At 35.9% G+C, this 25,924-nt stretch carries 23 protein-coding genes; 9 read left to right on the top strand and 14 right to left on the bottom strand.

Translation table 11 applies throughout. The annotated features are described in order from the left end of the window. Window positions 1-46: 46 nt before the first annotated feature. Genes ABVM53_RS12125 through ABVM53_RS12090 form a run of 8 tightly spaced genes read right to left on the bottom strand, consistent with a single transcriptional unit; the run spans window position 47 to window position 10,718 of the window. Window positions 47-1,984 carry an FAD-dependent oxidoreductase gene (locus tag ABVM53_RS12125; protein ID WP_405326377.1) on the bottom strand — a complete coding sequence of 646 codons (1,938 nt, stop codon included), beginning with the start codon at window positions 1,982-1,984 and terminating at the stop codon, window positions 47-49. A 25-nt stretch (window positions 1,985-2,009) separates the two neighbouring features. Next, on the bottom strand, window positions 2,010-3,074 hold the full coding sequence (locus tag ABVM53_RS12120; protein ID WP_405326374.1) for a hypothetical protein: 1,065 nt from the start codon (window positions 3,072-3,074) through the stop codon (window positions 2,010-2,012). Beyond that, window positions 3,074-4,459 carry a phosphoglucosamine mutase gene (glmM, locus tag ABVM53_RS12115; protein ID WP_405326371.1) on the bottom strand — a complete coding sequence of 462 codons (1,386 nt, stop codon included), beginning with the start codon at window positions 4,457-4,459 and terminating at the stop codon, window positions 3,074-3,076. Before glmM ends, ABVM53_RS12120 begins: the two co-directional genes overlap by 1 nt. A 9-nt stretch (window positions 4,460-4,468) precedes the next feature. Then, complete coding sequence (gene nagB, locus ABVM53_RS12110; protein ID WP_371456113.1) at window positions 4,469-6,397, bottom strand: glucosamine-6-phosphate deaminase; 1,929 nt, start codon at window positions 6,395-6,397, stop codon at window positions 4,469-4,471. An 18-nt stretch (window positions 6,398-6,415) separates the two neighbouring features. After that, window positions 6,416-7,747, bottom strand: a complete 1,332-nt coding sequence (locus ABVM53_RS12105) for a sugar MFS transporter (protein ID WP_405326367.1) — start codon at window positions 7,745-7,747, stop codon at window positions 6,416-6,418. Next, the gene (locus ABVM53_RS12100; RefSeq protein WP_405326364.1) at window positions 7,748-8,689 is read right to left on the bottom strand and encodes an NAD-dependent epimerase/dehydratase family protein; all 942 of its coding nucleotides are present in this window, start codon (window positions 8,687-8,689) and stop codon (window positions 7,748-7,750) included. Then, window positions 8,686-9,801 carry a phosphotransferase enzyme family protein gene (locus ABVM53_RS12095; protein ID WP_405326361.1) on the bottom strand — a complete coding sequence of 372 codons (1,116 nt, stop codon included), beginning with the start codon at window positions 9,799-9,801 and terminating at the stop codon, window positions 8,686-8,688. Before ABVM53_RS12095 ends, ABVM53_RS12100 begins: the two co-directional genes overlap by 4 nt. Continuing rightward, window positions 9,792-10,718, bottom strand: a complete 927-nt coding sequence (locus tag ABVM53_RS12090) for an NDP-sugar synthase (protein WP_405326359.1) — start codon at window positions 10,716-10,718, stop codon at window positions 9,792-9,794. Before ABVM53_RS12090 ends, ABVM53_RS12095 begins: the two co-directional genes overlap by 10 nt. A 299-nt stretch (window positions 10,719-11,017) precedes the next feature. Here ABVM53_RS12090 and ABVM53_RS12085 point away from each other — a divergent pair, with 299 nt between their 5' ends. Then, window positions 11,018-12,067, top strand: coding sequence for a substrate-binding domain-containing protein (locus tag ABVM53_RS12085; RefSeq protein ID WP_405326357.1), 1,050 nt, complete (start codon window positions 11,018-11,020; stop codon window positions 12,065-12,067). On the opposite strand, the gene ABVM53_RS12080 is transcribed toward ABVM53_RS12085, so the two are convergent. The 4 genes from ABVM53_RS12080 to ABVM53_RS12065 all read right to left on the bottom strand — a co-directional run bounded on the left by ABVM53_RS12080 (window position 12,064) and on the right by ABVM53_RS12065 (window position 15,304). Then, window positions 12,064-12,714 (bottom strand): sugar-binding protein, encoded by a 651-nt coding sequence (locus ABVM53_RS12080; RefSeq protein WP_405326354.1) that lies wholly within the window; start codon window positions 12,712-12,714, stop codon window positions 12,064-12,066. The two genes, ABVM53_RS12085 and ABVM53_RS12080, sit on opposite strands and share 4 nt — an antisense overlap. Before the next feature lie 8 nt (window positions 12,715-12,722). Continuing rightward, on the bottom strand, window positions 12,723-13,955 hold the full coding sequence (locus ABVM53_RS12075; protein WP_405326351.1) for a glucuronyl hydrolase: 1,233 nt from the start codon (window positions 13,953-13,955) through the stop codon (window positions 12,723-12,725). Window positions 13,956-14,159: 204 nt separating this feature from the next. Beyond that, the gene (locus ABVM53_RS12070; protein WP_405326348.1) at window positions 14,160-14,885 is read right to left on the bottom strand and encodes a DUF3891 family protein; all 726 of its coding nucleotides are present in this window, start codon (window positions 14,883-14,885) and stop codon (window positions 14,160-14,162) included. A 122-nt stretch (window positions 14,886-15,007) separates the two neighbouring features. Further along, entirely contained in the window at window positions 15,008-15,304 is a 297-nt protein-coding gene (locus tag ABVM53_RS12065; RefSeq protein WP_405326346.1) for an STAS domain-containing protein, read from the bottom strand. Between the two features lie 363 nt (window positions 15,305-15,667). Between ABVM53_RS12065 and ABVM53_RS12060 the strand changes: the two genes are divergently transcribed. The 7 genes from ABVM53_RS12060 to ABVM53_RS12030 all read left to right on the top strand — a co-directional run bounded on the left by ABVM53_RS12060 (window position 15,668) and on the right by ABVM53_RS12030 (window position 23,075). After that, a complete protein-coding gene (locus ABVM53_RS12060; RefSeq protein ID WP_405326343.1) occupies window positions 15,668-15,994 on the top strand; it encodes an STAS domain-containing protein in 327 nt (108 codons plus the stop codon). A gap of 81 nt (window positions 15,995-16,075) precedes the next feature. Continuing rightward, window positions 16,076-16,723 carry a hypothetical protein gene (locus tag ABVM53_RS12055; RefSeq protein WP_405326341.1) on the top strand — a complete coding sequence of 216 codons (648 nt, stop codon included), beginning with the start codon at window positions 16,076-16,078 and terminating at the stop codon, window positions 16,721-16,723. A 190-nt stretch (window positions 16,724-16,913) separates the two neighbouring features. Continuing rightward, window positions 16,914-17,702: a WxL protein host-binding domain-containing protein gene (locus tag ABVM53_RS12050; RefSeq protein WP_405326339.1), complete on the top strand. Its 789-nt coding sequence runs from the start codon at window positions 16,914-16,916 to the stop codon at window positions 17,700-17,702. A gap of 38 nt (window positions 17,703-17,740) precedes the next feature. Beyond that, on the top strand, window positions 17,741-20,575 hold the full coding sequence (locus ABVM53_RS12045) for a hypothetical protein (RefSeq protein ID WP_405326336.1): 2,835 nt from the start codon (window positions 17,741-17,743) through the stop codon (window positions 20,573-20,575). Window positions 20,576-20,577: 2 nt separating this feature from the next. Beyond that, entirely contained in the window at window positions 20,578-21,150 is a 573-nt protein-coding gene (locus tag ABVM53_RS12040; protein ID WP_405326333.1) for a hypothetical protein, read from the top strand. 7 nt (window positions 21,151-21,157) lie between these two features. Continuing rightward, window positions 21,158-21,739 (top strand): hypothetical protein, encoded by a 582-nt coding sequence (locus tag ABVM53_RS12035; RefSeq protein WP_405326331.1) that lies wholly within the window; start codon window positions 21,158-21,160, stop codon window positions 21,737-21,739. A gap of 151 nt (window positions 21,740-21,890) precedes the next feature. Then, a complete protein-coding gene (locus ABVM53_RS12030; RefSeq protein WP_405326328.1) occupies window positions 21,891-23,075 on the top strand; it encodes a DUF4861 family protein in 1,185 nt (394 codons plus the stop codon). A gap of 61 nt (window positions 23,076-23,136) precedes the next feature. Here the strand turns inward: ABVM53_RS12030 and kbl are convergent, their stop codons facing one another. Further along, a complete protein-coding gene (gene kbl / locus ABVM53_RS12025) occupies window positions 23,137-24,324 on the bottom strand; it encodes a glycine C-acetyltransferase (protein ID WP_128758455.1) in 1,188 nt (395 codons plus the stop codon). A gap of 10 nt (window positions 24,325-24,334) precedes the next feature. Next, complete coding sequence (locus ABVM53_RS12020) at window positions 24,335-25,297, bottom strand: NAD-dependent epimerase/dehydratase family protein (RefSeq protein ID WP_405326325.1); 963 nt, start codon at window positions 25,295-25,297, stop codon at window positions 24,335-24,337. Between the two features lie 164 nt (window positions 25,298-25,461). Here ABVM53_RS12020 and ABVM53_RS12015 point away from each other — a divergent pair, with 164 nt between their 5' ends. Beyond that, window positions 25,462-25,923: an Lrp/AsnC family transcriptional regulator gene (locus tag ABVM53_RS12015; RefSeq protein ID WP_405326322.1), complete on the top strand. Its 462-nt coding sequence runs from the start codon at window positions 25,462-25,464 to the stop codon at window positions 25,921-25,923. The last annotated feature ends 1 nt before the right edge of the window (window position 25,924 follow it).

The following is a 25,924-nucleotide window of genomic DNA, read 5'->3' as shown; positions in this document are numbered from 1 at the left end:
CCATTTATTAGGTCTTTATATTTTAATACTTTTTAATTCGCTTATTTTAATTCTCAAGATAACAACGCACTTCAAAGAGTCTCGCTAGCTTATCACCGTGAGATTTTGTTACATTGATACGGATAGATTTTGCACTTATTTCTTCAAAAGAGTGACTTGCTAATCGTAAATAGTTATTATCTATATCAACAATTTTTTTGGTTCCATCATTAGTTTCCGCTTCGATAGTGTATGCTGCAATTGTTTCGGGCTGTGCTCCACGTACCTGATCGTTGTACACCCAATCTTGAGGAGACATACGTAAGAAGCGGTCTAACCCGGTATCAAATGTGAGTTGTATCTGATTTATACGTACGGGCTTTTTCCACTTAAGTTCAATCCATTGCTCCCCATTTTCAAGAGAAGCGCGCCATTGATGAGTTTTACCGTCTGCAATATCTCGGTTTATACCATCTAGAATATTCTCTGCACTACCATCTGAAGTTTCAGACGAACTTTTAACACGGGCGTTTTTAGCCAAATCATCTTCATCTTCATTTTTAATTCCCAATAGAGCCTGATCCTGTTTCAATAATAATTGCTGAAACTTAGACATTGCTGTTGATGTATTTGCTAAACTGTCTGGGGTCAAATTATTATTCATACAATAGGCTGCGGCGGTCCCTACCGCTTGACCAAGTGTTGCACAGGTTGCCATCACTCGCGTTGAGGAAAGCGCTACGTGAGATACACTAATATTTCTACCGGCAAAAAGTAAGTTTTTGATATTATCGCTAAAGAGTGATCTAAACGGAATTGAATACGGCTCTTTAAGTGGAATTGAAACATACGGCACATCTCCTGTCGTATCCATTCCTCCCGGTGGGTGATCATCTAACGGCCAGCCGCCATATGCTACGCGATCTTCAAATAAAGTAGCCGCTTGCACATCTTGTTGTTTCATAATATACGGACCTACAATACGACGGCTTTCGCGTTTTCCGGGGATCATACCTACCCACGATAACGCCCAGTTTGCAGATTCTGGATGATTGCCTGAGTTTTTAATGTAATCCCAAACTCCGAATAAGGTTGCAAGCAAATCGTGACGATTCTGCTGTCCATCACCTATAATATCGATAGAACCTCCCAGTTCTAACCACCAGTAACCATATTCATACGAACCAATATTACGATGCACAAAATCTTTGGTTGTGTACTTACGTGCCCAAACCGGAGGGGTATATGGCATAGCATCCTCGTGCGGCTGAGCCATAAAAAGTATACTGTTACCCATCGTTTTTTGATCTGCAACATCTACGGCTAAAGACTCATTAAATGTAGATTTTGCTTCTCTCCCGCGCATACAATTTGCACCGGCCTTTGCTGCTAGTGATCCGTCTCCAGTACAATCTGTAAAATAGGTCGCCGTTATTTCAGATATCTCTTCTGTAGGAGAACAAATTCCCCATACCTTTTGAATCTTAGAATCGTTTACCTCAACATCATAAAAAGCAGTGTCTAATAACAAGGTGATATTAGGTTCTGAAACTACTTTGTCATAGAGAACAAAATCCCACATCTCATAAGAACGTTGTGGATTTGTAACAGCTTCTGTAAGTACTAATTCTTCAAGAATTCCTGTCTCCCTCCATACTTGCTTTAATTGACTTGCTCCCGAAATATGCATACGTATTTCACTACTTGCATTACCTCCTAATCGTGAGCGGTCTTGCATTAAAACAACTTTTTGCCCGTTACGTGCGGCAGCTATTGCTGCACATATCCCAGACATACCGCCACCTACAATACAAACGTCTACATTGTAAGCAACCTTAGCATAAGCCTCCGTTTTTGCTAAAAATGCACCGGGGCTGATTGTTTTATCGCCTTCAAACGAAAAATCGCTATGACTGGCAGCAAATAAAGTACTTATAGGTCCGCCTAAAGCCACTGCTCCAGATCCTATTCCTAATGTTTTTAAAAACCCTCTTCTTTTATTCATATTCTATATTTTAATGCTTTCTCTTTTACCGTAATTCTAATAGTTGTTTGGCAAATGGAGCAAACGTATTATTTGTATCTGTGGCTATTTTCTGTAATGCCTGTCGAGCATTTTTATCTAAACCATTTATATTGTTTTTAAGAATTTTACTGAACTTCTCATATTGATTTTCTTTCAAAAATGGGTGCTGCTTGATTAGTGCACTGAGATTTGAAGAATCAACAGAACCCAATCCACTTATAATTTCATTTTGTAATTCAAAATCTGCGGTTTCAATATGTTCAATTAAGCTCTTTTGAAAGTTGACGTCAGACCACATCGCTTGATCTACTTTTGCAATTGCGAAATACGGAACATATTTTTCTCCTTTCACAATTAGTTGAAGTAGAATATCCCGATATCCTTTTAGCTCTTTATCTGCATTACGGAGTGCATACATTTGTAAATCGTGGTTTTCTGAAAAAGCCATTTTTTTTATCACAGCTTCATCGAGATGAGCAATTGTGTATTGTTTGATTTCTGCAGATAGTGATCCATTGACTATATTCCAAAGTGTATGCGTACTATAAACCGCCCCGGGAACAACACTGTTTTTTAGTGCAGGATACGTAGCTCCAACCACAGCATCAATCAAAGGAGAATAAAGGGTTTTACTTTTATCTACTAATTCTTCTGGTTTGTAATTTGCTAAGGGAGATGTTTTATCGGCTAAAATCTGTCTAAGCTTGTGGTGATCTTCAGTAGTAAATAACTCGTGTTCATACTTTGTAAAAGGATCTGAAGTCACCTCCTCATAGTTAGAAAAATTACCCAGCAAGTCCCAATACAAGTGCACTTTTAAATCATAACAAATCCCTTCTTCACAAACCGGTGTTTCTATGTAACTATAATATAAATCAGGTAAAGAATCGGTATCATATAACAAGTCGATCTCCACGGGAATAGTATCTTTTATAAAAGTTTTAATCACTCCCTTATCTATCTTTTTATCAGAATCTAACGGTATGGCATAAGCTAATAAGAATATTGCTACACAAACAGTTACCGATATTCTGATAAAATGGGTGATATGAGAATTTTTAAACGACACTATATTAAATCTGAAATAGTTTTAATCATTAATTGAGCAAGTTCATCTGCCTTCTTTGGCGATGCACTTTCAGCATAAATGCGCACAATAGGTTCTGTATTAGATTTACGCATATGAACCCATTCTTTATTCTGAAAAATAATTTTTGTACCGTCTATGGTATTTATTTCTTCATTCGCATAGACTTTTTCAATCTGACTTAACAACGAATCAATATCGGTAGCTGGAGGTAATTCGATTTTTTCTTTAGCTATATAATAAGCCGGATATGATTCTCGCAATTCTTTACAGCTTTTACCGGTTTCTGCCAGATGAGATAAGAATAAAGCTATACCTACCAAAGCATCACGCCCGTAGTGCGACTCTGGGTAAATGATACCTCCGTTACCTTCTCCACCTATTACTGCATTTACTTCTTTCATTTTTGTAACCACATTCACCTCTCCTACTGCGCTTGCATAATAATTTTGACCGTGTTCAACAGTAACATCATTAAGTACACGTGTAGAGGATAAATTAGAAACCGTAGTCCCCGGATTTTTACCCAAAATATAGTCTGCACAGGCAACAAGTGTGTATTCTTCTCCAAACATGCTCCCATCTTCATTTACAATTGCAAGACGATCTACATCTGGATCAACTACAAATCCTAAATCTGCTTTTTCTTTAATTACACGCTCAGAGATGGCTGTAAGATGTTCGGCTAAAGGCTCTGGATTGTGCGGAAAATGCCCGGTAGGTTCGCAATATAATGGAATACAAGTAACGCCCAATTTATCAAGTAAAGCCGGAATAGCAATTCCACCAGTAGAATTTACAGCGTCTACAACTACTTTAAAACCTTTAGCTTTAATTGCATCTACTGCAACATGCTCTAACGCAAGTACCTCATCAATATGCGCATCTATTGCATTTGAGTTAACCGTATAACTCCCCAATTCATCTACTGAAGAAAATTCAAAATTGTCTTTTTCGGCTAATTCAATAATTTTGCTTCCTTCTTCAGCATTTAAGAATTCACCTTTATGATTAAGAAGCTTTAGTGCATTCCATTGTTTAGGATTGTGACTAGCAGTTACAATTATTCCACCTTGAACTTTCTCGCGCACTACAGCAAGCTCGACCGTAGGGGTTGTAGATAAGCCTAAATCTATTACATCTATTCCCAGACCGGTAAGCGTATTGCATATCAAACCACTAACCATAGATCCAGATAAACGGGCATCACGACCTATTACAATTGTAATCTGCTCCTGCCCATTTTCCTGCTTTAACCACGTGCCGTAAGCTGCTGCAAATTTTACAGTGTCTAAGGGAGTTAAATTATCACCGGTTCTACCACCAATGGTTCCTCTGATCCCTGAAATTGATTTAATTAATGTCATATCAGCTGTTTAATATTCCCATTTTACAAAAGCTTCCATAGCTGCATAATGTGCTAATCCCAGCTTATCATATAATTCTGCTGTTTCTCTGTTACGGTCTTCTGCACGCTGCCAGAACTCGCGACTATCTGCTCCCTGAAATACAACTCCATCTTTTTGCGACTGGTGTTTAAATATTCCAAAGCGTTTTTCTATAACTTGATCTGGTCCCATAGGTACAGCCATATCGATCTCATCGATACCCCATTCTTGCCACGCTCCTCGATACAACCATAACCAGCAGTCTTTCATAAAGTCTTTGTGCTTGATTTGTTTTAAAGCTTCAAAAATGGCGTCTAAACACACCTTATGTGTACCGTGCGGATCTGCAAGATCACCTGCTGCATAAATCTGATGTGGTTTTATCTCCTCGATAAGCGCTATGGTAAGATTAATATCTTCTTCACCTAAAGGATTTTTCTCAACCGCACCAGTTTCATAAAATGGTAAATTCATAAAATGAATTTGGCTATCTGGTAATCCTACGAAGTGACTTGTCGCTCGTGCTTCTCCACGACGTATAATTCCTTTGATTTTACGAAGCTCAGGAATATCAACACCTCCGATTTCCTTGTTTTTTAAGAAGTCAAAACTCTTTGTATAAATCTCTTTAGCTTCATCACACGAAATATTAAATGCCTCGTTATAATCTGTGATAAATTTTGCAAAACGAATGGCTTCATCATCGGCAACAGCAATATTTCCTGAAGTTTGATAAGCTACGTGCACCTCGTGTCCTTGCTCTTGTAAGCGCTTAAACGTCCCTCCCATACTTATGATATCATCATCTGGATGCGGACTAAAAATAAGTACACGTTTTTTTGCAGGTAATGCACGCTCTGGTCTTTTGCTGTCATCTGCACCTGGTTTTCCTCCCGGCCAGCCAGTGATGGTATTTTGTAGCTTATTAAATATTTTAATATTGATGTCATACGCCGGTCCCATCTGAGCTAATAAATCACTCATCCCGTTCTCAATGTAATCTGCATCTGTAAGCATAAGAACTGGCTTTTCTAGCGTAAGTGCCAGACCCAATACTGCTTTGCTTATCAATTTATCAGTCCATTCTACTTCTTCAACGAGCCAAGGTTTATTTATACGCGTAAGATTTGAAGATGCTTCTTTATCTAAAATAAAATCTACCTGTTGATGCTCCTGCAAAAATGAGGCAGGCACTAGATTTGTCATTCCTTCTTCTACCGCCTTTGCTACAATTGCAGATTTACTTTCACCCCAAGCTAAAAGAATAACACGCTTAGCATCCATAATTTTGTTTACTCCCAGCGTGATCGCCGTACGTGGAGTATTTTTCAACCCTTCAAATTCTTTGCTAGCCGCAATACGCGTACTGTGATCGAGTGCCACTAAGCGAGTTCGGGAATTTTGAAGCGATCCCGACTCATTAAATCCGATGTGCCCGTTTCCTCCTATTCCTAAAACTTGTAAATCTATACCTCCTACACGTTCTATCGCTGCTTCATATTCTTTACAAAAGGCAGCAATCTCATTCTTTTCAAGTGTGCCGTCTGGGATGTAAATGTTTTCTTTTAGAATATCCACGTGATCAAAAAGCTGTTCATTCATAAACCGCACATAGCTATGAATAGATGCTGCTTTCATAGGATAATACTCGTCCAGATTAAAAGAGATAACATTCTTAAAGCTCAAGCCTTCCTCTTTATGTAGTCGCACTAATTCTGCGTACAAACCCTTAGGAGAAGAGCCTGTTGCTAATCCTAAAACACAAGATTTGTTTTCCTTTTGTTTGTCTTCGATTAACTTTTTAATTTCTTGAGCTACAGCTTTTGACGCATTCGCGGAATTATCAAACACGTGTGTATTGATCTTTTCAAATCGCTTTTCAAACTCAGTTGCGGTATCTATTGTACTAGTGAACATGCTCGTTAATTTTATTGTTTATGTTTTTGACCAACTTTTGATTCTGCAACCCCAGATTGCAAAGAATAGAATAATGAGATAACAGGGAATTAAAATAATATATCCAGAATTTGCGGCTTCACCTGCAACTTCAGCAGCGGTCACACCTTCCTCAATTAAGTCTTCTTTATTGGTATCTACTAATCTTCCGTAGAGTGGCGGAATTAATGCACCACCCGAAATACCCATCACTAATAAAGCAGAACCTGTTTTTGTATGCTTACCCAAATTATCTAGTGCCAGCGGCCATATTGCGGGCCATACCATTGCATTTGCAATTCCCAATGCAGCTACAAATAAAACGGAAGTAAGTCCTGTAGTATTGATTATTAAAAAACTAAGAATTATACCCAGAACTGCACTTGCTATTAAAGCGTTGCGTTGTTCTATATATTTTGGTATTAAAAATATCCCCAGTCCATAAGAGCAAACCATTGCTAATAAGGTATAACTGGTGAAAAATTTAGATTGCTCTGCAGGAAAACCGAGTGCTAAACCATAAGAAATAATACTATCCCCTGCAATTACCTCAACACCTACATATACAAACAAGGCTAATACTCCAAATAACAGATGTGGATACTGCAGAACAGATTTCTTAGAAGTTGCTGCACCCGGTGTATCAGACTCATTTGCTTCTAAGTCTGGTAACGGAGCTTTACGTATAAGAAATGCAAAAATAAATAGACATAATGCCATTACGAGATATGGCCAGACTACACTGTCTGCCATTTGATCTAATAAAAGAGATTTTTCAGCGGCTTCTACAGTTTTTATCTTCTCCTGAGTAGCTTCAATACCCGAAAGCAATAGAGCTCCAAAAATTAAAGAACCTAATGCTCCAGCGACTTTATTAGAAATACCCATGATGGCGATACGCTTAGCCGCACTTTTTATGGGACCTAGAATGGTAATGTATGGGTTTACTGCGGTCTGAAGCAAAGTCATACCGGCACCCTGAATAAAAATTCCTATAAGAAAATAAGAATAGGTTCTTGCCTCGGCTGCGGGAATAAAAACAAGTGCTCCTAATCCCATTATAAATAAGCCCAAAGACATTCCTTTACAATAGCCTATCTTCTTTAGAATTGCAGAAGCCGGCAAAGCCATAACTACAAACGATATATAAGATGCAGAAGCTACCAGGTAAGATTGCTGATCTGTAAGTTCGTTTATAGCTTTCATAAAAGGGATTAGGGCTCCGTTAATCCAAGTTACAAATCCTAGGATAAAGAACATCCCTGCAATGATAGCAATCGAAACTTTTTTTGATTCCTGAGGTGCTGCTGTATGTGTAGCTGTATTTGCCATTTATAGATTGCTATTTACTTGTGCAACTAATTCGCTTTCATAAAAAGCGATCGTTTCGATTAAACCTTCTTCAATAGTATATTTTGGTGTAAATCCTTCATTCTGAAACTTTTTAGGATTTGCCTGAGAATGCTTTATATCTCCTGCTCTGGCATCTAAAAACTTGATTTCAGATTTTGAATTGGTAAGTTTTATGATAAATTCTGCCAGCTCAAGAACAGATGTACTATTTCCTAAAGCTACGTTGTACACTCCTTTCCCAGTTTGTGATGCCAGAAGGTTTGCTGCTACAACATCTTTAACATAAATAAAATCTCTGGTTTGCTCTCCGTCACCGTAGATTACTAAAGGTTTATTCTGTAAAGCGTTTAATATAAAAATGGGCACAACAGCTGCATAAGCAGACTTCGGATTTTGTCGTGGACCAAATACATTAAAATATCGCAATGAGGTTGTAGGCACATTAAATTGATTGCGGTACATATCAAGATAATACTCGCCATCTAATTTTGTGATGGAATACGGCGTCATAGGTTCAGGAGTCATCGTCTCCACTTTGGGTGAAACCGGATTATCTCCATAATTTGCTGCAGAAGATGATAAAACAACTTTACAATCTCCTGTATTCTTTGCTGCTTCCAGAACATTTATAGTTCCTTGCGCATTAATCGAATTGCATTCTCCTATTTTCTCGATAGATTCTGGTACACTTACTAAAGCTGCAAGGTGAAATATTGCTGAAGCACCTTTTACATAGTTGTTCACAGCTTGCTCATCCCGAATATCTACTTGCTCAAATTGAAGCTTAAAGGGAGCTATATTCTTTTTAAAACCGGTTCGCAAATTATCTAATACGACAACTTCATTTCCGTCATTTACTAATTTTTCAGCAATATGACTGCCTATAAAACCGGCTCCTCCAGTAATTACATATTTTTTCATATCTGTTTTTCCTTATGGATAGATTTACTCAGTTTTATAATTTCTTCATATTGCGCTTCAAAACTTGAGATCAATTTAAATTGATTTTTTGCTCTATCTAGATTATGCATATCATAAGCTGTTTTGTAATACACATCACCAGCCAGATAATCTGTTAAGAAACGTAGTCCCATTATGAAGATTATCGTTTTTGCTCCTAATGGCAAATACGCAATTTCTATATCTGAAAGCGAATCATTAAGCTCTTCTAAAAAGCCTTTTAAATAGACTTCATAGTAAGCCACATTAAAGTTTACCAGATTCAAATCTTTTTGATCTTCTTCGGCAGTATTACAGATCGTACGTATGGCATCACCAAAGTCATTATGCACAATGCCCGGCATCACCGTATCTGTGTCTATTACGCAGAGTCCGGAATTATCTGTATTAAATAAGGCATTTGATATTTTTGTGTCGTTGTGCGTGACACGTGTGGGTATATCCCCATTGTCTTTCAATTGCTGCAAAAGCACCATTTCGTCCTGAAGCTCTTGTACACGTTCAATTAGCGATTTTGCTTCTGCTAAACGCGCAGCTGATGCTTTTTCTTTAGCATCTCTAAATTGTTGCAGTCGCTTCGGAACATCGTGAAATCCCGGGATGATTTCAACCAACTGTCGTGCGTCAAAATCACTGGTGTCATTAATAAACTTCCCAAAGAGTTTTCCTCCTTCATACGCAATTTCTTTATGCGTAACCGTATCATAACTTTGACTATCTGCTATGTAGTAAGTAAGGTTCCAGAAATTCCCCTGCGCATCCAAGTGATAATAGTTACCCGCTAAAGTAGGCACAAAAGTAAGTACTGCTCTGCGCAGCTCCTGTTCTGTTAAATGCGGAACTTTTGACGCTAAGTGCTTGCTAATTTTCACTTTATTAGAAACTAACTCGGGTACATTTTTAAATACATCACTATTTATACGTTGCAAAACAAAATCTGTTTGCTCTTCAGTTTGTATAAAATAGGTATCGTTAATATGTCCGCTTGAAAATTCGGAAATAGCAACTAGTGAACTATTATGCAAGAAAGCGTTGAAAACCTCAGTTATAATTTGGTTGTTATCTACTCCCATAAGTTCACAGGATATATATTATTATCCTTTAATTTTTTAATTTCTGCCTGTGCGATTGCCTTGTCCTCTTTATAGGTAACACCAAACCACTTTTCAGGAGTACTTAAGACCTCAACCTGCACTTGATCTGCACGAAGCATTTCATTTACTACTGAAGGAATAAAAAATTCGGCTTTACTGTTTCCCTTACTTTTTTCAAGAAATTCATTAAATAACTCCCAGCCAAATTCAAAACATTTAGGTGTAAATCCCCAAAAATTCATTGACACAAATGTATCGGGATCCATTGGTTCTAGCACTCCATCTTCGGCTTCTACCAAGATTTTATCACCTTGCTTTTCTATATGTGTCCGTTCGGTGACATCTTCTAAGTTTCCCTCTTTTGAAACCGTACACGCCCCTCTAGACACATAACCGTGATCTGATACGGTATTTTTCAGTTTAAAAGCCACCATATTAAAATGGTAAGAATCACTATTTGTAGCATTAAGCGCATTTGCCATTGTGATAAATGATTGTCTCCCATAAAAATCATCTGCATTGATAATTGCAAAGTTTTCTTTTACCACGTCTTTAGTAAGTAATAAGGCGTGACCCGTTCCCCAGGGTTTTGTGCGTTTGTCATCTATATACGCTTCAGGTACACGATCTAACTCTTGAAAAACATAATCTACAGATGCTTTACCTTTAAGTTTAGGTTCAAATACTTCTTTAAACTCCTCTAACAAATTCTCTCTTATGATAAATACAATCTTTTTAAAACCTGCTTGAAGCGCATCATAAATTGAAAAATCTATTATAGTATCTCCTTGAGGTGAAAAAGTGTCCAGCTGCTTTAAGCCGCCGTATCGACTACCTATTCCAGCTGCAAGAATTACGAGTGTTGGCCCTTTGGTATTTTGATTTTCTAATGACATACAGGTTATTTTCAATAATTAGATTGGTTAGTTAATAAATTGTCAAATCTCTAAAAAGAGCACTTTATTAACCGAATAAAATTTCAAATAGATTTAATAATTTAAATACTTAATTTTCAGTATTTTATAAAATTATAATATTGCTCTCACACAATTTTAATCTTTAAATCTGGTACAATTTATCTAAAAATAATGTTATAAAAAAGCATTTTCAATAAAAATGTGCTCGAACACACAAAAAATATGTTATCGAGCACATTAAGAATATTTAATTCTACCAGATTCTTATATTTGTACTAATGAAAGAAAATTACACCATTAAAGATATTGCTGAAATGGCAGGAGTATCTAAAGGCACTGTAGACCGTGTAATTCATAAGCGAGGGAAGGTTTCTCCTGCAGCATTAGAACAGGTTAATAAGGTACTTGACAAAATTGAGTATAAGCCTAATCCTATTGCTAAAAGTCTTAAGAATAATAAAAACTACAATATTTCTATTCTACTCCCCGATGCTGAGGCAGATCCGTATTGGGAACCGTGTTATGAAGCTATAAGTCAAGTAGAGAATGAGTTTAGCCATTTTGGGATTAAAATACATAAGAGCTTATTTAAACCCAGCTCCACAAAATCATTTAAAAAAGCTGCAGATGCTGTAATTGATTCTAAACCAGATGCTATTTTAATGGTTCCTTTGTTTTACAAAGAAGCAGAGAATGTTGCTAAACGCTGTGTAGAGGCAGATATAAAAATTGCGACGTTTAACAACTATATTAAAGATCACAAGATTAATTTTGAAATAGGTCAGGATTTGTTTCAGAGTGGTCGGGTTGCAGCAAAGTTATTCAATATGCTGCTTGGCAAATCTGGTTCTATTGCCATTTTACATATTGATGAAGCCTTTCAAAATGCATCACATATGCAGGAGAAAGAACGCGGTTTTAAAGATTTTTTTAATCTGAATAAAGAGCTTGATTTTAAAATAGATGTTCATAATTTAAAAAAAGAATCAAAAATCACCTTTGATCAAACCATAGAAAACTTTTTAAAATCTATTGATCCGGTTGACGGTATTTTTGTAACCACATCAAAAGCATATTTAATCGCAAATCATATTGCAACTTATACACCAGACAGTGTTATCATAGGGTATGATCTTGTTTCTGAAAATATAAAGTATCTCGAAGAAAATAAAATTGCTTTTTTAATTCATCAAGATCCTAAAAAACAAGTATATCTGAGTTTAACAAATCTTATTGAATTTTTCCTTTTTGATAAGCCATTACAGGAATCGGTTTTACTTCCTATTGATATTATAAATACCGAAAACTTTCCGCAGTATTTAAACTAAGGTTCTAAACGGAATACTCCGAACGAATCTTTGATATGAAATTCCGGATATTCGGTTTGTGGATCTACCCAAGTAATCCAGGTTGCCTTGTTTTGTCCGGTAGTTTTTCTGGTATATTTTGCCCGATAAACTCCTACTTCGAGGTAATATCCCTTTTCGTCTTGCTTAAGCAAATTGAGTGTTTTTAAAGAAGCCAAACTCAGCTTGCCTTCTACTGAAAATTTTTGTTCATCTATAGCAGATTTTACTTCTATGCCCTCTGCAGGCCAACTCCAGCCGAGATCAAAATCCCGATTAGGTCGAGCTATAAAATCCATTACCCGGGGTTGCGTATCTATTTCTAAACAGTAATACGGATCTAATAAATTATCTGATCTTAAGAATAACTCCACCCGATCTGACTGTGCAATACTTTCTTTACTATCATCTTGTAAGTCTGTATAAACCTCATTATCGGCTACTATAAAGCTGAAATAAAGATATTCTTCATCATATAACGCTCTAAATGAGATAGGATCTACCGGTTTATTATCCCAAGGAGATTTAAAGTCTGTAAGATTATTTGCTATATTCCATTGTGGATCATCTACGTTACCGCTAAGCCTAACTTCTGTTGCTTTTTTTACTTTATATACTGGCGTGTCCATCTTTGTAATTATTGCTTTTTTTTTGAATAATAGTTTTTCAGACCCAAAAGCGCTTCTATATAATAATAATCGGCGTAGTTAAGCGGAACATCAATTTCATTATCGTGAGGGATACTACCAACGCTGTGTTTTAATAAAAAATTCTTGTTAGCTCCCAGCTCTGCTTTATATGCAGGTGTTGCTAGTGTTTTTACAATATCTAATGCTTCCTGTTCATATTTTCCGGAGGTAAACTCATTAAGTTTTATTAGTGCTGAAGCGGTTACAGCCGCCGCAGATACATCTCTTGGCGTTGTTGTTTTATCTGGTGTATCATAATCCCAATACGGTATTTTATCGTCTGGCAATTCTTTTGAGTTTAAAATATAAGCTGCAATATTCTCTGCCATATCAAGATACTTCTTGTCATTTGTATATTTATAACAAAGTGTAAAACCGTATAAGCCCCAAGCTTGACCACGTGCCCACGAACTAGAATCTGCAAATCCCTGAGCGGTTTCTTTTTTGCGTACTTCACCAGAAATAGAATCATAATCTACAACGTGATACGAACTGTAATCTGGCCGGTAATGATTTGCCATTGTTTTATCTGCGTGGGCATTTGCAATCTGCGCAAAAGTTGAATCTGAAGTCAAGATTGACGCTTCATAAAGCAACTCTAAATTCATCATATTATCTATAATTACGGGGTATTCCCAGTTTCTATCTGCCTGCCATCCCTTGTCTGCATCCCAGCTCTTTATACTTCCAACCCGAGCATCATATCTATTTGCAAGCGTATTTGCTGCATCGATCAAAATTGTTTTATAATCATTATTAGGCGCAATACGGTTTCCATTTCCATAGGAGCAATTAAAGACAAATCCCAGATCATGATAAGCAGGTAAATCTTTATGATCCTTATATAAACTCTGAAAATGAATTGCTGCTTCTTTCCATTTTGTATCCTGAGTTGCTTCATATAAATACCAGCAAGTCCCAGGGAAAAATCCTTCTGTCCAGTCAAATGAAGTGCTATCAATGAAATAAATAGAAGAATCTTTTTCTACCGTACGCGGATTTTTATTTGCAGCTTTTGCCTTTGTCAGGAGTCCGCTTAATTGCTTATCAGCAAACTGAAGTTCATCCTCAATAAATGCCAAGTTATCTACAGGTTCTTCCGAATTTTCAGTAGTTAATTGTTTGCACGAATTTAAAAGGATGCCTAATAAGCATAGCGAAAGCACAAATATATTTCTCATCTAAAAAATTTATAAAGTTGATATAGGAACAGGAACATTCAAAGTGCCTTAAAACCTCCTACTGAAAGATTTATTTTTAGATAAAGATGAAAAGTGTGTGAGAGTAATAATTCGATTTAAGAACTATTGAATTTCAAATGTAGAAAAATATTTTTTAGAAATTACCTAAAAAGTTGAGAACTAAAAAGATTTGTAGCTGTAAACCTATGTTTTAGAAAACGTAATTTTCTCGAGTCCCACCCTGCTTTCGTCAACCGCTTTATAAAAAGTCTCACTGTTTTTGAAGCTGCGTTGTTTTAGTTTATGATATTCATAATGTATAGTGAGCTCTGTTCCTGCAAATGGCCAGGGATCAATAATAAGTCTTCCATTTTTGTCTTTGAGCTGGTGTATTTTATTACCAAGTGCATTATTAATCTCGAAAGACCTTTGCGCGTCTGGAAGCTCATTTTGACAAATCATTAATGACAACCTATCACAAAATCGAACAATCCCATATAAGTAATCGTAATCAGCCTTCTTGATTTTATACAAGCGCATTGCTTTGCGATCGAGATTAGAATTAGATTTAGATACTAAACCGGAGGTAAAAACTTGCGGACTCAAAAATTGTAAATGAGTTGAAACCAAAGCTGCAACTAACAAGGAACGGGTTTTTAGCTTGTCTAAGATTTTATTTGTTTTCTCAGCCTGTTCTTCGAGCGTAATATCTGGTTTATCAAAAGAGACCGGCTGTCCCAGATCGTTAAGCTGACGTGTGTAATTAAAGTCGGTTTCCTGAGTTTCGTGATAGAATATAGCTGCAATAACTTCAGAAAAAAATAGAGATTTATACTCACTTTTTAAATGATTACCAATAAAACCGGCAATATGTGCGTGGTGTGTTTGCGTGATTACGCGCGTTTCATTTATATCGTAAGCAACTATCATACTTACAAATTTAACTTGACTTTCTCAAGTGCAATGCGGTTTAATAAAACTTTAGATAAACTATAACTTAAGAAAACATGTAGTAAAATACGAGGTTTACATTACGTGTAAAACTCTAGTAATTAGGAATTTTCAAAAATAGTATCGAGATCAAGCACTTTAAAAGCCTTAAATATTCTATTATTATTTACACGTCTTAAAAGTATTGTCTTGCCTTGTTCTCTCTGAATAGTTTGTAAATCTTCAAGAAAATAAATACACTCCACATCTATCCTATTTAAAAAAGATAGATCCACGATTATCCTGGAGTTACTCTTTAAGAAAGCGGTAATAAGATCCTCAACCAATTTAATTGATTCTTCGGTAAATCTTCCGTTTAGTTTTAAAACATCTGAGTCTAATTCAAATTTCAGTGTCATAGGTATAAGTTTGATTTGGAGTATACTACTTAAGGTTATACCCACGGTATACTTAAGCATCTGTCTTAAAATTAACTATCACACTACGTAAAATTTGATTTTTTAGTTAGAAGTGCCGCTTCCACGCTTTGAAGTGCTATTAAGTGTAGATGAGCAGAGATTTGAATTATTTTGTTTTAACTCCCATACCTATAATTGACTGCGATTACTTTCAGGTAATCTTATAATCGGCTATAAAACAGCGGTTAATCGACTCAAATACAGTCAACTTCCATTTATCTACAGTAAAAGGTTAGTGATCGAATATTCCCACTTACAGCTGAATAAATACAAATATTTGACAAAACAAAACAACTTACAGCTATGGTAACCTTAACTAAAACAAAGTATGTCTTGAAAATAAACGGAAAGTTAACCAGTAAAAACGTTTCAGAAACCCAAAAGAAAATCGAGTACGCACTTACACGCTATAACAATCTATCCATAAATATTTCAGGAATTGAAAAAATGGATATATCTGGTGTTTTTATGCTCTATCTCATTAAGAAAACTGCGGTCGAGAAGCAAAAGAGAGTAAGCCTTAGTGGCTTGAATAATAAAGCCTTTAAGAATGCGCTAAAAACTACCGGAGTAAGCAATTTATTTATCACGAAGTTCTGTACAAAATATACTTCGATAGAAAAATGCTAAGACAAAAGGGTTACTAATAACTAATTACATATAAGAATCATAACAAATTTCAATTTAAAATTTAATCTAAATCTCGTACACATGAAAAATTTAAAAAATTATTTAGCAGTAGCAGTAGCAATCAGCGGCTTTCAATTAGCCAATGCGCAAGACAATAGTGATACCAATATTGCATCACATATTCTTAATGTAGATGTTCCTGAAGTTGCTCTTCTAGACATCTTTGACGCAAATACAAATACAGAAGCCGCAGCAATCTTATTTGATATGTCTGAAGCTACAGTGACCGGTATAAATTCTGAAGCAGGACTTTATGCTTTTCAAGCTTTGAGCTACACAGACCTTTACCTAAACTACACCAGCGTGGTTGCAAGTGCTACAAATACAGATGGGTATGACCTATCCAGAAAAATCAATGTGCAATTTGAAACCGGCAGTACATTTCCAGGTAATTTAGACTTAAGAATTATTCCGGAAGCACCATTATTAATTACAGACGGCGGTACAGTCGATTCTGGAGGAACAGTAGTATCTGGCGGAGTAGCCCTGGGAAAAACAGTCCCTGTAGGAACCGATGCATTACTTGTAGATAGTATTGAAAGTGTGTATACGGGAGATGAAAATCAAGGGGTCAAACTTACCTATACCCTAGAGCAAAATGGAAACTTCGCAGCATATAACGCAGGTAGCTATCAATCAACACTTATTTATACATTAACAGACCTATAATGCCTTTCAACCCTTTCATTAAAAGCTCCTTACACAGTATGGAGCTTTTTTTATGCTTAATCCTTTTAACGTGTAATAGTCTGGTTAAAGAGTAAATCTTACCACTCGTCTAAATGAAAACGGCAACCACCGAAAATTATCATAATCGCCTCTATTTCAGGCTAACTTTAATCTAAATCAAAGAGATATTATGAGAAATTTAGCCTTAAAAACAGCACTCGTTTTCTTACTTAGCTTCACCACACAAGCGGGTGTTGTTGTTCTTAATGGTCTTACACATACATCCTCTGGAAATTCTGGAGATATCATTGAAGGAGAGATTGTATTACTAAACACAACCGATCAAGAACAACGCTTAATCTTCAAATTAAGTGATGCATTGTACTCCTGCGGATCTACACGTATTTTTAGCGACTCGCTTACCCATACACAATCGTCTAAATCCTGGTTTTTAGGAAGCTTAATGGACAAGGTTTTAATTCCTAAAGAAAAGTATGTGTATAAATACGCACTTAAAATTCCGAAGGATCATTCAGTAACCGGAACTTTCTGGTCTGTACTTATGATAGAAGTTCAAAAGCCTATAAAAAAAGAGCGATTGACGCAACAAATAGATTTAGATACAAAAGTGAGATACGCAATAGGGCTTATTACCCATGTAAATCAAAAATCTGAAGTAAACCTTGATTTTAAAAATGTACAGCTACAGGAAAATGAAGACCATAAAAATTCATTACAAGTAAATCTATTTAATAGCTCTGACTACGTAGAAGGTGTGCGACTCAATCTGGAAGTGTATAACGAAGACGGCGATCAGATTTTAAAAACTAAAACCAAGAGGTTAATGGTTTTTCCGAATATGTGCATTGATTATGTTCTGGATATTTCTCGTCTCAAAACTGGTTCTTACCAATGCCTACTTACGGCAGATGCACGCAAAGAATATGTGGGTACAAACATAAGTCTCAATATAAAATAAGAGCGCAAGCTACTTCCTCAAATCCTGATTTATATCTTATGAAAAACTTCGTATTAAAATTAATTTATGCGCTTCCTGTTTGTCTTTTAGGACATACAGGTATTGCGAGCTATGATTTTGATACAACTATGTCAAATCATAATAATATAACACGTCACACTACATTAGAGAACCCGTTTGAAACAAAATCTGATAGTTTAAAAGACAAGAAAAGAACAACTGACAAGGCTATAGCTTTAAGCATCAAAATTAAAAACAGTAAAAAAAATTACCTGCCGGGTCAAAAACATACTTTGGCTTTAGAGCTTGAATTAGAAGGTGAAAACGCAATGATCTTTAATATCGAGCCCCAATTACCTGAAAACTGGAAACTCATTTCGTCTGATAAGATTTCTGAGCTTTCTCCGGGTAAATCGAAAATTGTATTGCTAAGTTTTTTTATACCGGCTAATACATCTCCAGGCACCGAAGTAATCACATTAAAGCTTACCGATAAATCAGGTAAACATCTGCGGAGTGAAGACTTTAAAATTGTTGTAGCTGAAAACTACAAATTAGAAGTTTTCCTTATTTCAAATCCTGAAAGTGTAAAGGCTGGAGAAGAAATTATAACAAAATTTGGTATTCGCAATACAGGAAATGTACCTCAAGAGATACAAATTTCTTCGAATGGTTTGTTGAGCGAAATAGATATGCCTTTAGGAAAAACAGATAGTTTAATAACTATAACAACATCCAGACCTACAAATGCAAAGCATTATTATCTAATAACCTTGAGCACATACTTAGAAGTTACAGGAACGAATATAAATGAATCTTTAAAGAGCTATGCAAACACGACTGTGTTCCCTAGTAAAATTAAGCAGCGGGATGCATTTTTTAGATTTCCTATAAGAGCCAGTTTTAATTATAATAGCTACACGGCAAAAGATATTCATTTTTCAACTATTTCTGCAGAATTAGCCGGAGATGGTTATCTAGATGAGAAGAAACAACATCATTTAAATTTTCTGCTACGTGCACCGCAACAACAAACTTTAAAACGCTTTGGGGTTACAGATCAGTACAGCTTGATCTATGATTATAAAAATCAAACAACAATCTATTTAGGAGATCATGCCTACTTCATTAATAGATTGGGTTTTGACAACCGCTATGGAATGGGTTTTAGAATAGATCAACGCGTAAAGCGATGGGTTTTCACTGCATTTTATTCTAATCCACGGCTTTTTAGTTATAATGACACTCCCTTATATGGTGTGCAGGCAAAGTATGCAGTAACTAAAAAATTACAATTGGGAGTATCTCTTTCCGAGTCAAAGGGTACGATAAGAGGTGTTAGTAACAAAATTGATGCTAATCCAGATGAGCAGGGTCAAATTGCAACAGTATCACTCGATTATAAAAGTAAGAATACACATCTTGAGACAGAGCTTTCGGGTAGTTTCACTAATTTATATACAGACTTTGCAGGATTTATCAATTATTCTCAATCCTATAAAAAATTCACATACAGCGGTAATCTTACACTTACGGGTGAGAACTACTTTGGTTCTATTAGAAATAGTTTACAGTACGCTAATAATCTATTTTACAAGAATAAAAAATGGAATGCATCTATCGGTCATATTGTTTCAAGAGTAAACCAGAGACTCAACCCGTTATTCTATGCTGCTGAGCCCTATTATGAAAATAGCTATGCTTTATTGGGCTACCGATTTAACCAAAAGCATTTTGTAACTATTCGGGTAGATCAGAGAAAGCGTGAAGATCAATTAGAACCTAAATCCTATTTCTATAAAGAAAAGGGAATTACCTACAGATACTTATTTTCAGGAGCGCGTTTTAATTTTAGTTTCAATGGGAGATTAGCTAAAACACGTAACTTATTAAGTGCAACTAGTAATTACAGAGATTCCTATGCACATAGTTTTAATGCATCTTATTTAATCGACTCTGGATTATCGGTTAGAGTAGGACTAAATCATAATTATAATAATAGATATGGATTATCAAATCTTAGTACCAGTTATACGCGATACAGTTTAGGAATTAACTATAGTATGAGTAAAGCCATACGTATAAATGCTTCTTATAATAGTGGATTTAGTCCAGAGGACACGTACTTACGACGGGATTTTTTAAATGCAAATATTTCATATAAACCTTCAAAAAACCATCTTTTTGAAATTAGAGCTAATTATTATGAAAATGCGGGTTCTGTAAATCGACGAGAATTATTAGCCTTCGGAAAATATACGTACAGCTTTGGAGCTCCTATCAAACGAATTTTAGAGCAAGGAGGAATCGATGGAAAGTTATATTCTATCCACTCAGATTTTGATGCTGAGAATATTAAAATTATTGCTGCAGGACAACGTATCACTTCCAAAGAAAATGGCTCTTTTAGATTAAATAATTTACCATTAGGAACAAACTATATTTTTTTAGATAACGCAACACTTCCTGAAGGTTTTGTCGAAGCAAAAAAAGCGCCTTACGAAGTAGTTGTTACGCAAAACAAAATTGCAGAATTAAATATAGAATTAGTTAAAGCAGCCACAGTGAGAGGCAAAATTATGAAGATTATTCCTCGTGATACTTTGGGGTACAAAGGTTACATAAAACTAATTAATGAAGATTTTGAATATGCAATAGAATCTGATGTTGCAGGTAACTTTATATTTAAAAATATCGTTCCCGGAAATTACAAAATAGCCTTATCCAACACCTCTAAAGAAAGTGAGTATCAAATTCCAACAGCTCTTAATGTTCAAGTTGCTCCTGGCGAAGAAGAATATGTAGATATCAGTTTAAAAACTAAGGATCGAAAAATTAAGTTTAAAACAACAAACTTCAACCTAAGTAATTAATTATGGGAACTTTAAAATATATTATTTTAATTGTAGTGTTAATGTTCTTTCAAGGGTTTACGGCTCAGGAACGTATTAACGCAACGCTCAGCTCAATAATTTTAGGAGGCGGCCAGCAAAGTGTTACTGCAACCTTAGATCTTCAACCTATAGCAATTGTTGATCTTGAACCAGAAAATACAAACACTAGTGAAACATTTATTGTTGAAGAAGCAGGAAATCCTTTTCTAACCGGTGGATCTGCAAACCCGGGTGAATTTTGGTTAAACTATACTTATAGAGGATCTAATTTAGAAACAGCTTCCTTATATACCCGTATAAATCAACCTTTACCGGATGGTATGGTAATTACTTTACAAGTTATTAATAGCGCATCTCTTAACGGAAATTTTATTCCAAGTCCTATTTCGACTCCGATAACGCTATCTACCACTCCACAACCAATTGCATCTGATTTTAGTAGTGGTTATACGGGTGATGGAGAAAATACGGGTTATTTAATTCAGTATAAAATAAGCAACCCAAATGCCATCTCATTGCCCGCAGGCCTTGAAATTGTTTTTGAAATTAAATAACATTTAAATGAGAACTCTTTTATTATATATCGTACTTAGTGCAACATTTTTTTCTACTGAAGCTCAAATTCTTGATGGCACGCTTGATGTCACAGGTCTTCCTAATTTCATTCAGTCGTTTGAGGATGTGATTAAAGAAGCAGGTCTTGATGATTCAACATTAGGATTTGAAAGTGAGGTAGATGCAAACCTAATAAGTTTTATCCTTGATCCCGTTCTTTTAGTTCCTTCCTCTACCGTTTGCACCGGAAATATCTTTAGATACAGTTTATATATGCACACGGAAAATAGTCCTCAAAATGTAAAAATCAGTGCGCGAACGACCAGTAATAGCGGTTTTAGATTTCCGGCTTCTATACCATATGATTTATTAATCATAAAACCACTTGGTCCACGGGATTTGCAACCCACAAATGGCGGTAATTATATCGAGATTCCTAATGATGGTACTCAAGCCATTAAAATTTTAGAGTTTGTTGGCTGCCGCACAGATATCCCAATTCAGTTTAAAATTGAGGCAAGTGCTCTTGCTCCGGCAGGAGTTTCCAACTTTAATATTTCATATACGATTGTGGGTAGTGTGCTTTAAAACTGCTCGTATAATTAGCATATTACCAAACAAACCTTGTAAATCTTCTTAATCTTTCAAATTTTGAGAGTCGCTTTGTTAGAATCAGCTGCAACTAAAAAAAGTATTATAACTTCGTTTTTCATTGATTTTGAAAATTTAAAATAGTTAAATGCAGTATTCTAACCTAGGGATTATAACCACTGCCCTACTTATCTTATCAAGTTGTGGTGTTAAAAATGATTCGCTTCAGATAAGCGTTGAAAATAAACTTGATGTAAAAAGATCTTTTGAAACGATCGCTGTCCCACTAAATCAAATTCCGTATGACGTGAATGACTCTACCAAAACAATTGCTGTGGTAAATACGGCAACAAATGACACCTTGGTAAGCCAACTTGTAGATGAAGATGGGGATTCTAGTTTAGATATGGTATTATTTCAACCCGAAATAGCTGCCAAAAGTATAAATACATATACGCTAACCTCTGTGGCTAAAAAAAGAGTTACAGATTCTGTTGATCCCTTGGCGTATTCCAGATTCGTCCCAGAACGTACCGACGATTATGCCTGGGAAAATGATAAAGTAGCATTTAGAACCTATGGTCCTGTTGCTCAGCAAATGGTTGAAGATAGTGTTCCCGGCGGCACGTTAACCAGCGGCATTGATGCCTGGTTAAAGCGAGTTGACTACCCTATTATTAATAAATGGTACAAAAAAACAATGTCTGGCGCCGGTACTTATCATGAAGATACAGGAGAAGGTTTAGATAATTTTCACGTGGGCGCTAGCCGTGGAATTGGAGGAATTGCGGTTAAAAAGGATACTACTTTTTATTATTCAAAGAACTTTACAAACTGGAAGACACTTTCTACCGGACCATTACGTACCAGCTTTATTTTAGAGTATGCAGATTGGGATGCAGGTGGAAGCCCAATAACAGAACATAAAAAAATAACTCTCGATCGCGGAAGCTATTTTTCTAAATTCGAAATTAATATTACTGGTGCAGACAGTGTTTCGGCAGGACTCACACTTCATAATAACACCGGAAACACGGTAGTAAATGAAGATCTGGGTTATATAAGTTACTGGGAAACATTAGATGATTCTGAAATAGGATCTGCAATTCTTGTACCTAATAATTTACTGAGCACCCAGAAATATATCTCCACAAAAACCGATGAGAGCAATCTCTATGCAACCATAAAACCGGAAGACAATACGGTAACTTATTATGCAGGTTTTGGCTGGAAAAAAAGAGGCGAATTTACTACTGAAGAAGAATGGAAAGCTTTTTTAGAGCGTACTGCTAAAAAACTCAAATCGCCCTTAAAGGTCAATTACCTTAAGTAAGACAAACAAAAAACCCTTATGTTCACACATAAGGGTTTTGTTTTTCACAGCAGTTTATGTACTAGATAACTCCTAATTCTTTTCCTACTTTAGTAAAAGCCGCAACCGCTTTAGTAATATGCTCATCTTCATGAGCTGCAGAAAGCTGAACGCGAATTCGTGCTTTTTCCTGAGGCACAACCGGATAGAAGAAAGCAATTACATAAATTCCTTCATCCAGTAATTTAGCTGCAAATTCCTGAGCTACCTTAGCATCATAAAGCATTATAGGTACAATAGGATGTTCCCCTTTTATAATATCAAAACCTGCCTCTGTCATTTCTTTTCTGAAACGCTTAGCATTATTTTGAACTTTAGCAATAAGATCTGCAGAATTACTAAGCATATCTATTGCCTTTATAGAAGCGCCTGCAATGGCTGGTGCTAGTGTATTAGAAAATAGATAAGGTCTTGATTTTTGACGTAGCATATCTACGATTTCTTTTCGCGCAGCAGTAAAACCACCTGAAGCACCACCCAAAGCTTTTCCGTAGGTTCCTGTAATAATATCTACACGTCCCATTACGTCATTGTATTCGTGACTTCCTTTACCGTTTTTGCCTATGAAGCCTGTAGCATGACAATCATCTACCATAACCATTGCATCATATTTATCGGCAAGATCACATATCTTATCGAGTTGGGCGATGGTACCATCCATAGAAAATACTCCGTCTGTAACTATAAGTTTTCTACGGGCTCCAGAAGCTTTTTTCAATTCTTCTTCGAGCGCCTCCATATTGTTATGGCTATATCTATGGCGGGCAGCTTTACATAAGCGTATCCCATCTATAATACTCGCGTGATTAAGTTCGTCAGAAATGATAGCATCTTCTTTGCCTAAAATAGGTTCAAAAATTCCTCCATTTGCATCAAAAGCGGCTGCATAAAGAATACAATCTTCAGTACCTAAAAACTCTGCCGTCTTGCGTTCTAGTTCTTTGTGAATATCCTGAGTACCACAAATAAAACGTACAGAAGACAAACCAAACCCATGACTCTTTATAGCCGAAATACCAGCCTCGATAATCTCGGGATGAGCAGATAGTCCTAAATAGTTATTTGCACAAAAGTTTAAAACTTCAGAGCCGTTTTTTGTGTTGATTTTTGCACGTTGAGGTGTTGTGATAATTCGTTCTTCTTTATAAAGACCTGCTTCACGTATCTCTTGTAATTCTTCTTGTATATTTTCTCTTACTGATGTAAACATAGCTTTCTATTTATGCGTGTAATTTCTGACTATTATTTTTTTTTAACTCTAATTGCTTAAGCATTTCCTGAGTCATTTTATCCAAATCAAATTTTGGTTTCCATCCCCACTCTTCTCGAGCCGGTTTATCATCTAAGGATATTGGCCAACTCTCTGCTATTGCTTGTCTGTGATCTGGCTTATAAGTTGCATTAAAATCAGGAATATATTTTTGAATTGCCGTTAAAAGTTCTACCGGTGAGAAGCTTATTCCCTGTATGTTATACCCTACTGTCTTAATTGCTTCCTTTGGCGCTTCCATAAGTTGAAGAGTCGCTTCAATTGCATCGTCCATATAAAGCATAGGCAATTGCGTATCCTCTTTTAAATAACTTTCAAAATCCTGACCATTAATCGCTTTATGAAATATGTCTACGGCATAGTCTGTTGTTCCACCACCGGGTAAAGATTGATAACTAATAAGACCAGGATAACGTAAACAACGTACATCTAGGCCATACTTTAAGTTATAGTATCGTGCCCAGTGCTCACCAGCAACTTTACTTATTCCGTAGACCGTTGTAGGGTGCAAAGCAAAATCTGTAGCCACTTGCTCGCTACGAGCATCTGGACCAAAAACTGCTATCGAACTCGGGAAAAACACTTTCTTTATGTCGTTTAGACGAGCAACTTCCAGCACATTAAAAAATGTTGAATTATTTAACTCCCAGGTTTGCAAGGGTAACTCTTCACCTTTTGCAGATAAAATTGCGGCTAGATGATAAATTTGAGTAATTTTTTGTTGTCTTACAATTTCATCCAGAGCTTCAATATTAGTAGCATCTAGTTTTATTGTAGTACACTTAAATTCATCACGTATATTTAAGTCTGTTGCTACAATCGCATCAGAACCGTACTTAGTTATTAAAGCTTCGGTAAGGGCAGTTCCTAATTGTCCAAAAGCTCCTGTTATTAATATTTTTTGCTGTTTCATAACGTCGATATTTCAGTATAAAATTACCAAAAAGACTATTCGCACCATATAATAATCTGCAGTTCCCTTAAATTTAAGTAAATTAGTCTTTATATTAAATACTTTACCAGTATTTAATCTTAAAGCGCTACTTCGTAACTCATTTAACAGGAAAATATTCTTCTATGGAACTACTTGATGAAACAGACTTGAAAATTCTAAGAATTTTACAAGATGATGCAAAAAAAACCACTAAAGATATAGCAAAGCAACTGCACCTTACTGCATCTCCCGTCTATGAACGCATACGTAGGCTCGAAAAAAAAGGGTACATAAAACATTATGTGGCCATACTTGACAAGAAAATGCTAAATCGCCCGGTTACAGCGATTTGCATGGTTTCTTTACGCTACCATAATGAAGGGTTTATCGACACTTTTGAACAACAAATTAAAGAACTAGTTGAAGTTCAAGAGTGTTATCATATGGCTGGAAAAGTAGATTTCTTTCTAAAAATTCATCTTGAAGGTCTTGAAGAATATCACGAATTTGTAAGAAGTAAACTGTCAAAAATTCAGAACATCGGTGTATTAGAAAGCTATTTTGTTTTAAAAGAGGTTCACAATACTACCGCTATTGATTTTTAAG

Origin of the sequence: Leeuwenhoekiella sp. LLG6367-2.1 (assembly GCF_045055775.1) — a bacterium.
Taxonomy (GTDB): domain Bacteria; phylum Bacteroidota; class Bacteroidia; order Flavobacteriales; family Flavobacteriaceae; genus Leeuwenhoekiella; species Leeuwenhoekiella aequorea.
Note: the sequence above shows the minus strand (reverse complement) of the source record. Positions and strands in the feature narration are given on the sequence as shown.

Coding starts and splice junctions, on each gene's coding strand:
- ABVM53_RS12125 (WP_405326377.1), bottom strand. CDS start 1,984: ATGAATAAAAGAAGAGGGTTTTTAAAAACATTAGGAATAGGATCTGGA.
- glmM (WP_405326371.1), bottom strand. CDS start 4,459: ATGACATTAATTAAATCAATTTCAGGGATCAGAGGAACCATTGGTGGT.
- nagB (WP_371456113.1), bottom strand. CDS start 6,397: ATGTTCACTAGTACAATAGATACCGCAACTGAGTTTGAAAAGCGATTT.
- ABVM53_RS12105 (WP_405326367.1), bottom strand. CDS start 7,747: ATGGCAAATACAGCTACACATACAGCAGCACCTCAGGAATCAAAAAAA.
- ABVM53_RS12100 (WP_405326364.1), bottom strand. CDS start 8,689: ATGAAAAAATATGTAATTACTGGAGGAGCCGGTTTTATAGGCAGTCAT.
- ABVM53_RS12095 (WP_405326361.1), bottom strand. CDS start 9,801: ATGGGAGTAGATAACAACCAAATTATAACTGAGGTTTTCAACGCTTTC.
- ABVM53_RS12090 (WP_405326359.1), bottom strand. CDS start 10,718: ATGTCATTAGAAAATCAAAATACCAAAGGGCCAACACTCGTAATTCTT.
- ABVM53_RS12085 (WP_405326357.1), top strand. CDS start 11,018: ATGAAAGAAAATTACACCATTAAAGATATTGCTGAAATGGCAGGAGTA.
- ABVM53_RS12080 (WP_405326354.1), bottom strand. CDS start 12,714: ATGGACACGCCAGTATATAAAGTAAAAAAAGCAACAGAAGTTAGGCTT.
- ABVM53_RS12075 (WP_405326351.1), bottom strand. CDS start 13,955: ATGAGAAATATATTTGTGCTTTCGCTATGCTTATTAGGCATCCTTTTA.
- ABVM53_RS12070 (WP_405326348.1), bottom strand. CDS start 14,885: ATGATAGTTGCTTACGATATAAATGAAACGCGCGTAATCACGCAAACA.
- ABVM53_RS12065 (WP_405326346.1), bottom strand. CDS start 15,304: ATGACACTGAAATTTGAATTAGACTCAGATGTTTTAAAACTAAACGGA.
- ABVM53_RS12060 (WP_405326343.1), top strand. CDS start 15,668: ATGGTAACCTTAACTAAAACAAAGTATGTCTTGAAAATAAACGGAAAG.
- ABVM53_RS12055 (WP_405326341.1), top strand. CDS start 16,076: ATGAAAAATTTAAAAAATTATTTAGCAGTAGCAGTAGCAATCAGCGGC.
- ABVM53_RS12050 (WP_405326339.1), top strand. CDS start 16,914: ATGAGAAATTTAGCCTTAAAAACAGCACTCGTTTTCTTACTTAGCTTC.
- ABVM53_RS12045 (WP_405326336.1), top strand. CDS start 17,741: ATGAAAAACTTCGTATTAAAATTAATTTATGCGCTTCCTGTTTGTCTT.
- ABVM53_RS12040 (WP_405326333.1), top strand. CDS start 20,578: ATGGGAACTTTAAAATATATTATTTTAATTGTAGTGTTAATGTTCTTT.
- ABVM53_RS12035 (WP_405326331.1), top strand. CDS start 21,158: ATGAGAACTCTTTTATTATATATCGTACTTAGTGCAACATTTTTTTCT.
- ABVM53_RS12030 (WP_405326328.1), top strand. CDS start 21,891: ATGCAGTATTCTAACCTAGGGATTATAACCACTGCCCTACTTATCTTA.
- kbl (WP_128758455.1), bottom strand. CDS start 24,324: ATGTTTACATCAGTAAGAGAAAATATACAAGAAGAATTACAAGAGATA.
- ABVM53_RS12020 (WP_405326325.1), bottom strand. CDS start 25,297: ATGAAACAGCAAAAAATATTAATAACAGGAGCTTTTGGACAATTAGGA.
- ABVM53_RS12015 (WP_405326322.1), top strand. CDS start 25,462: ATGGAACTACTTGATGAAACAGACTTGAAAATTCTAAGAATTTTACAA.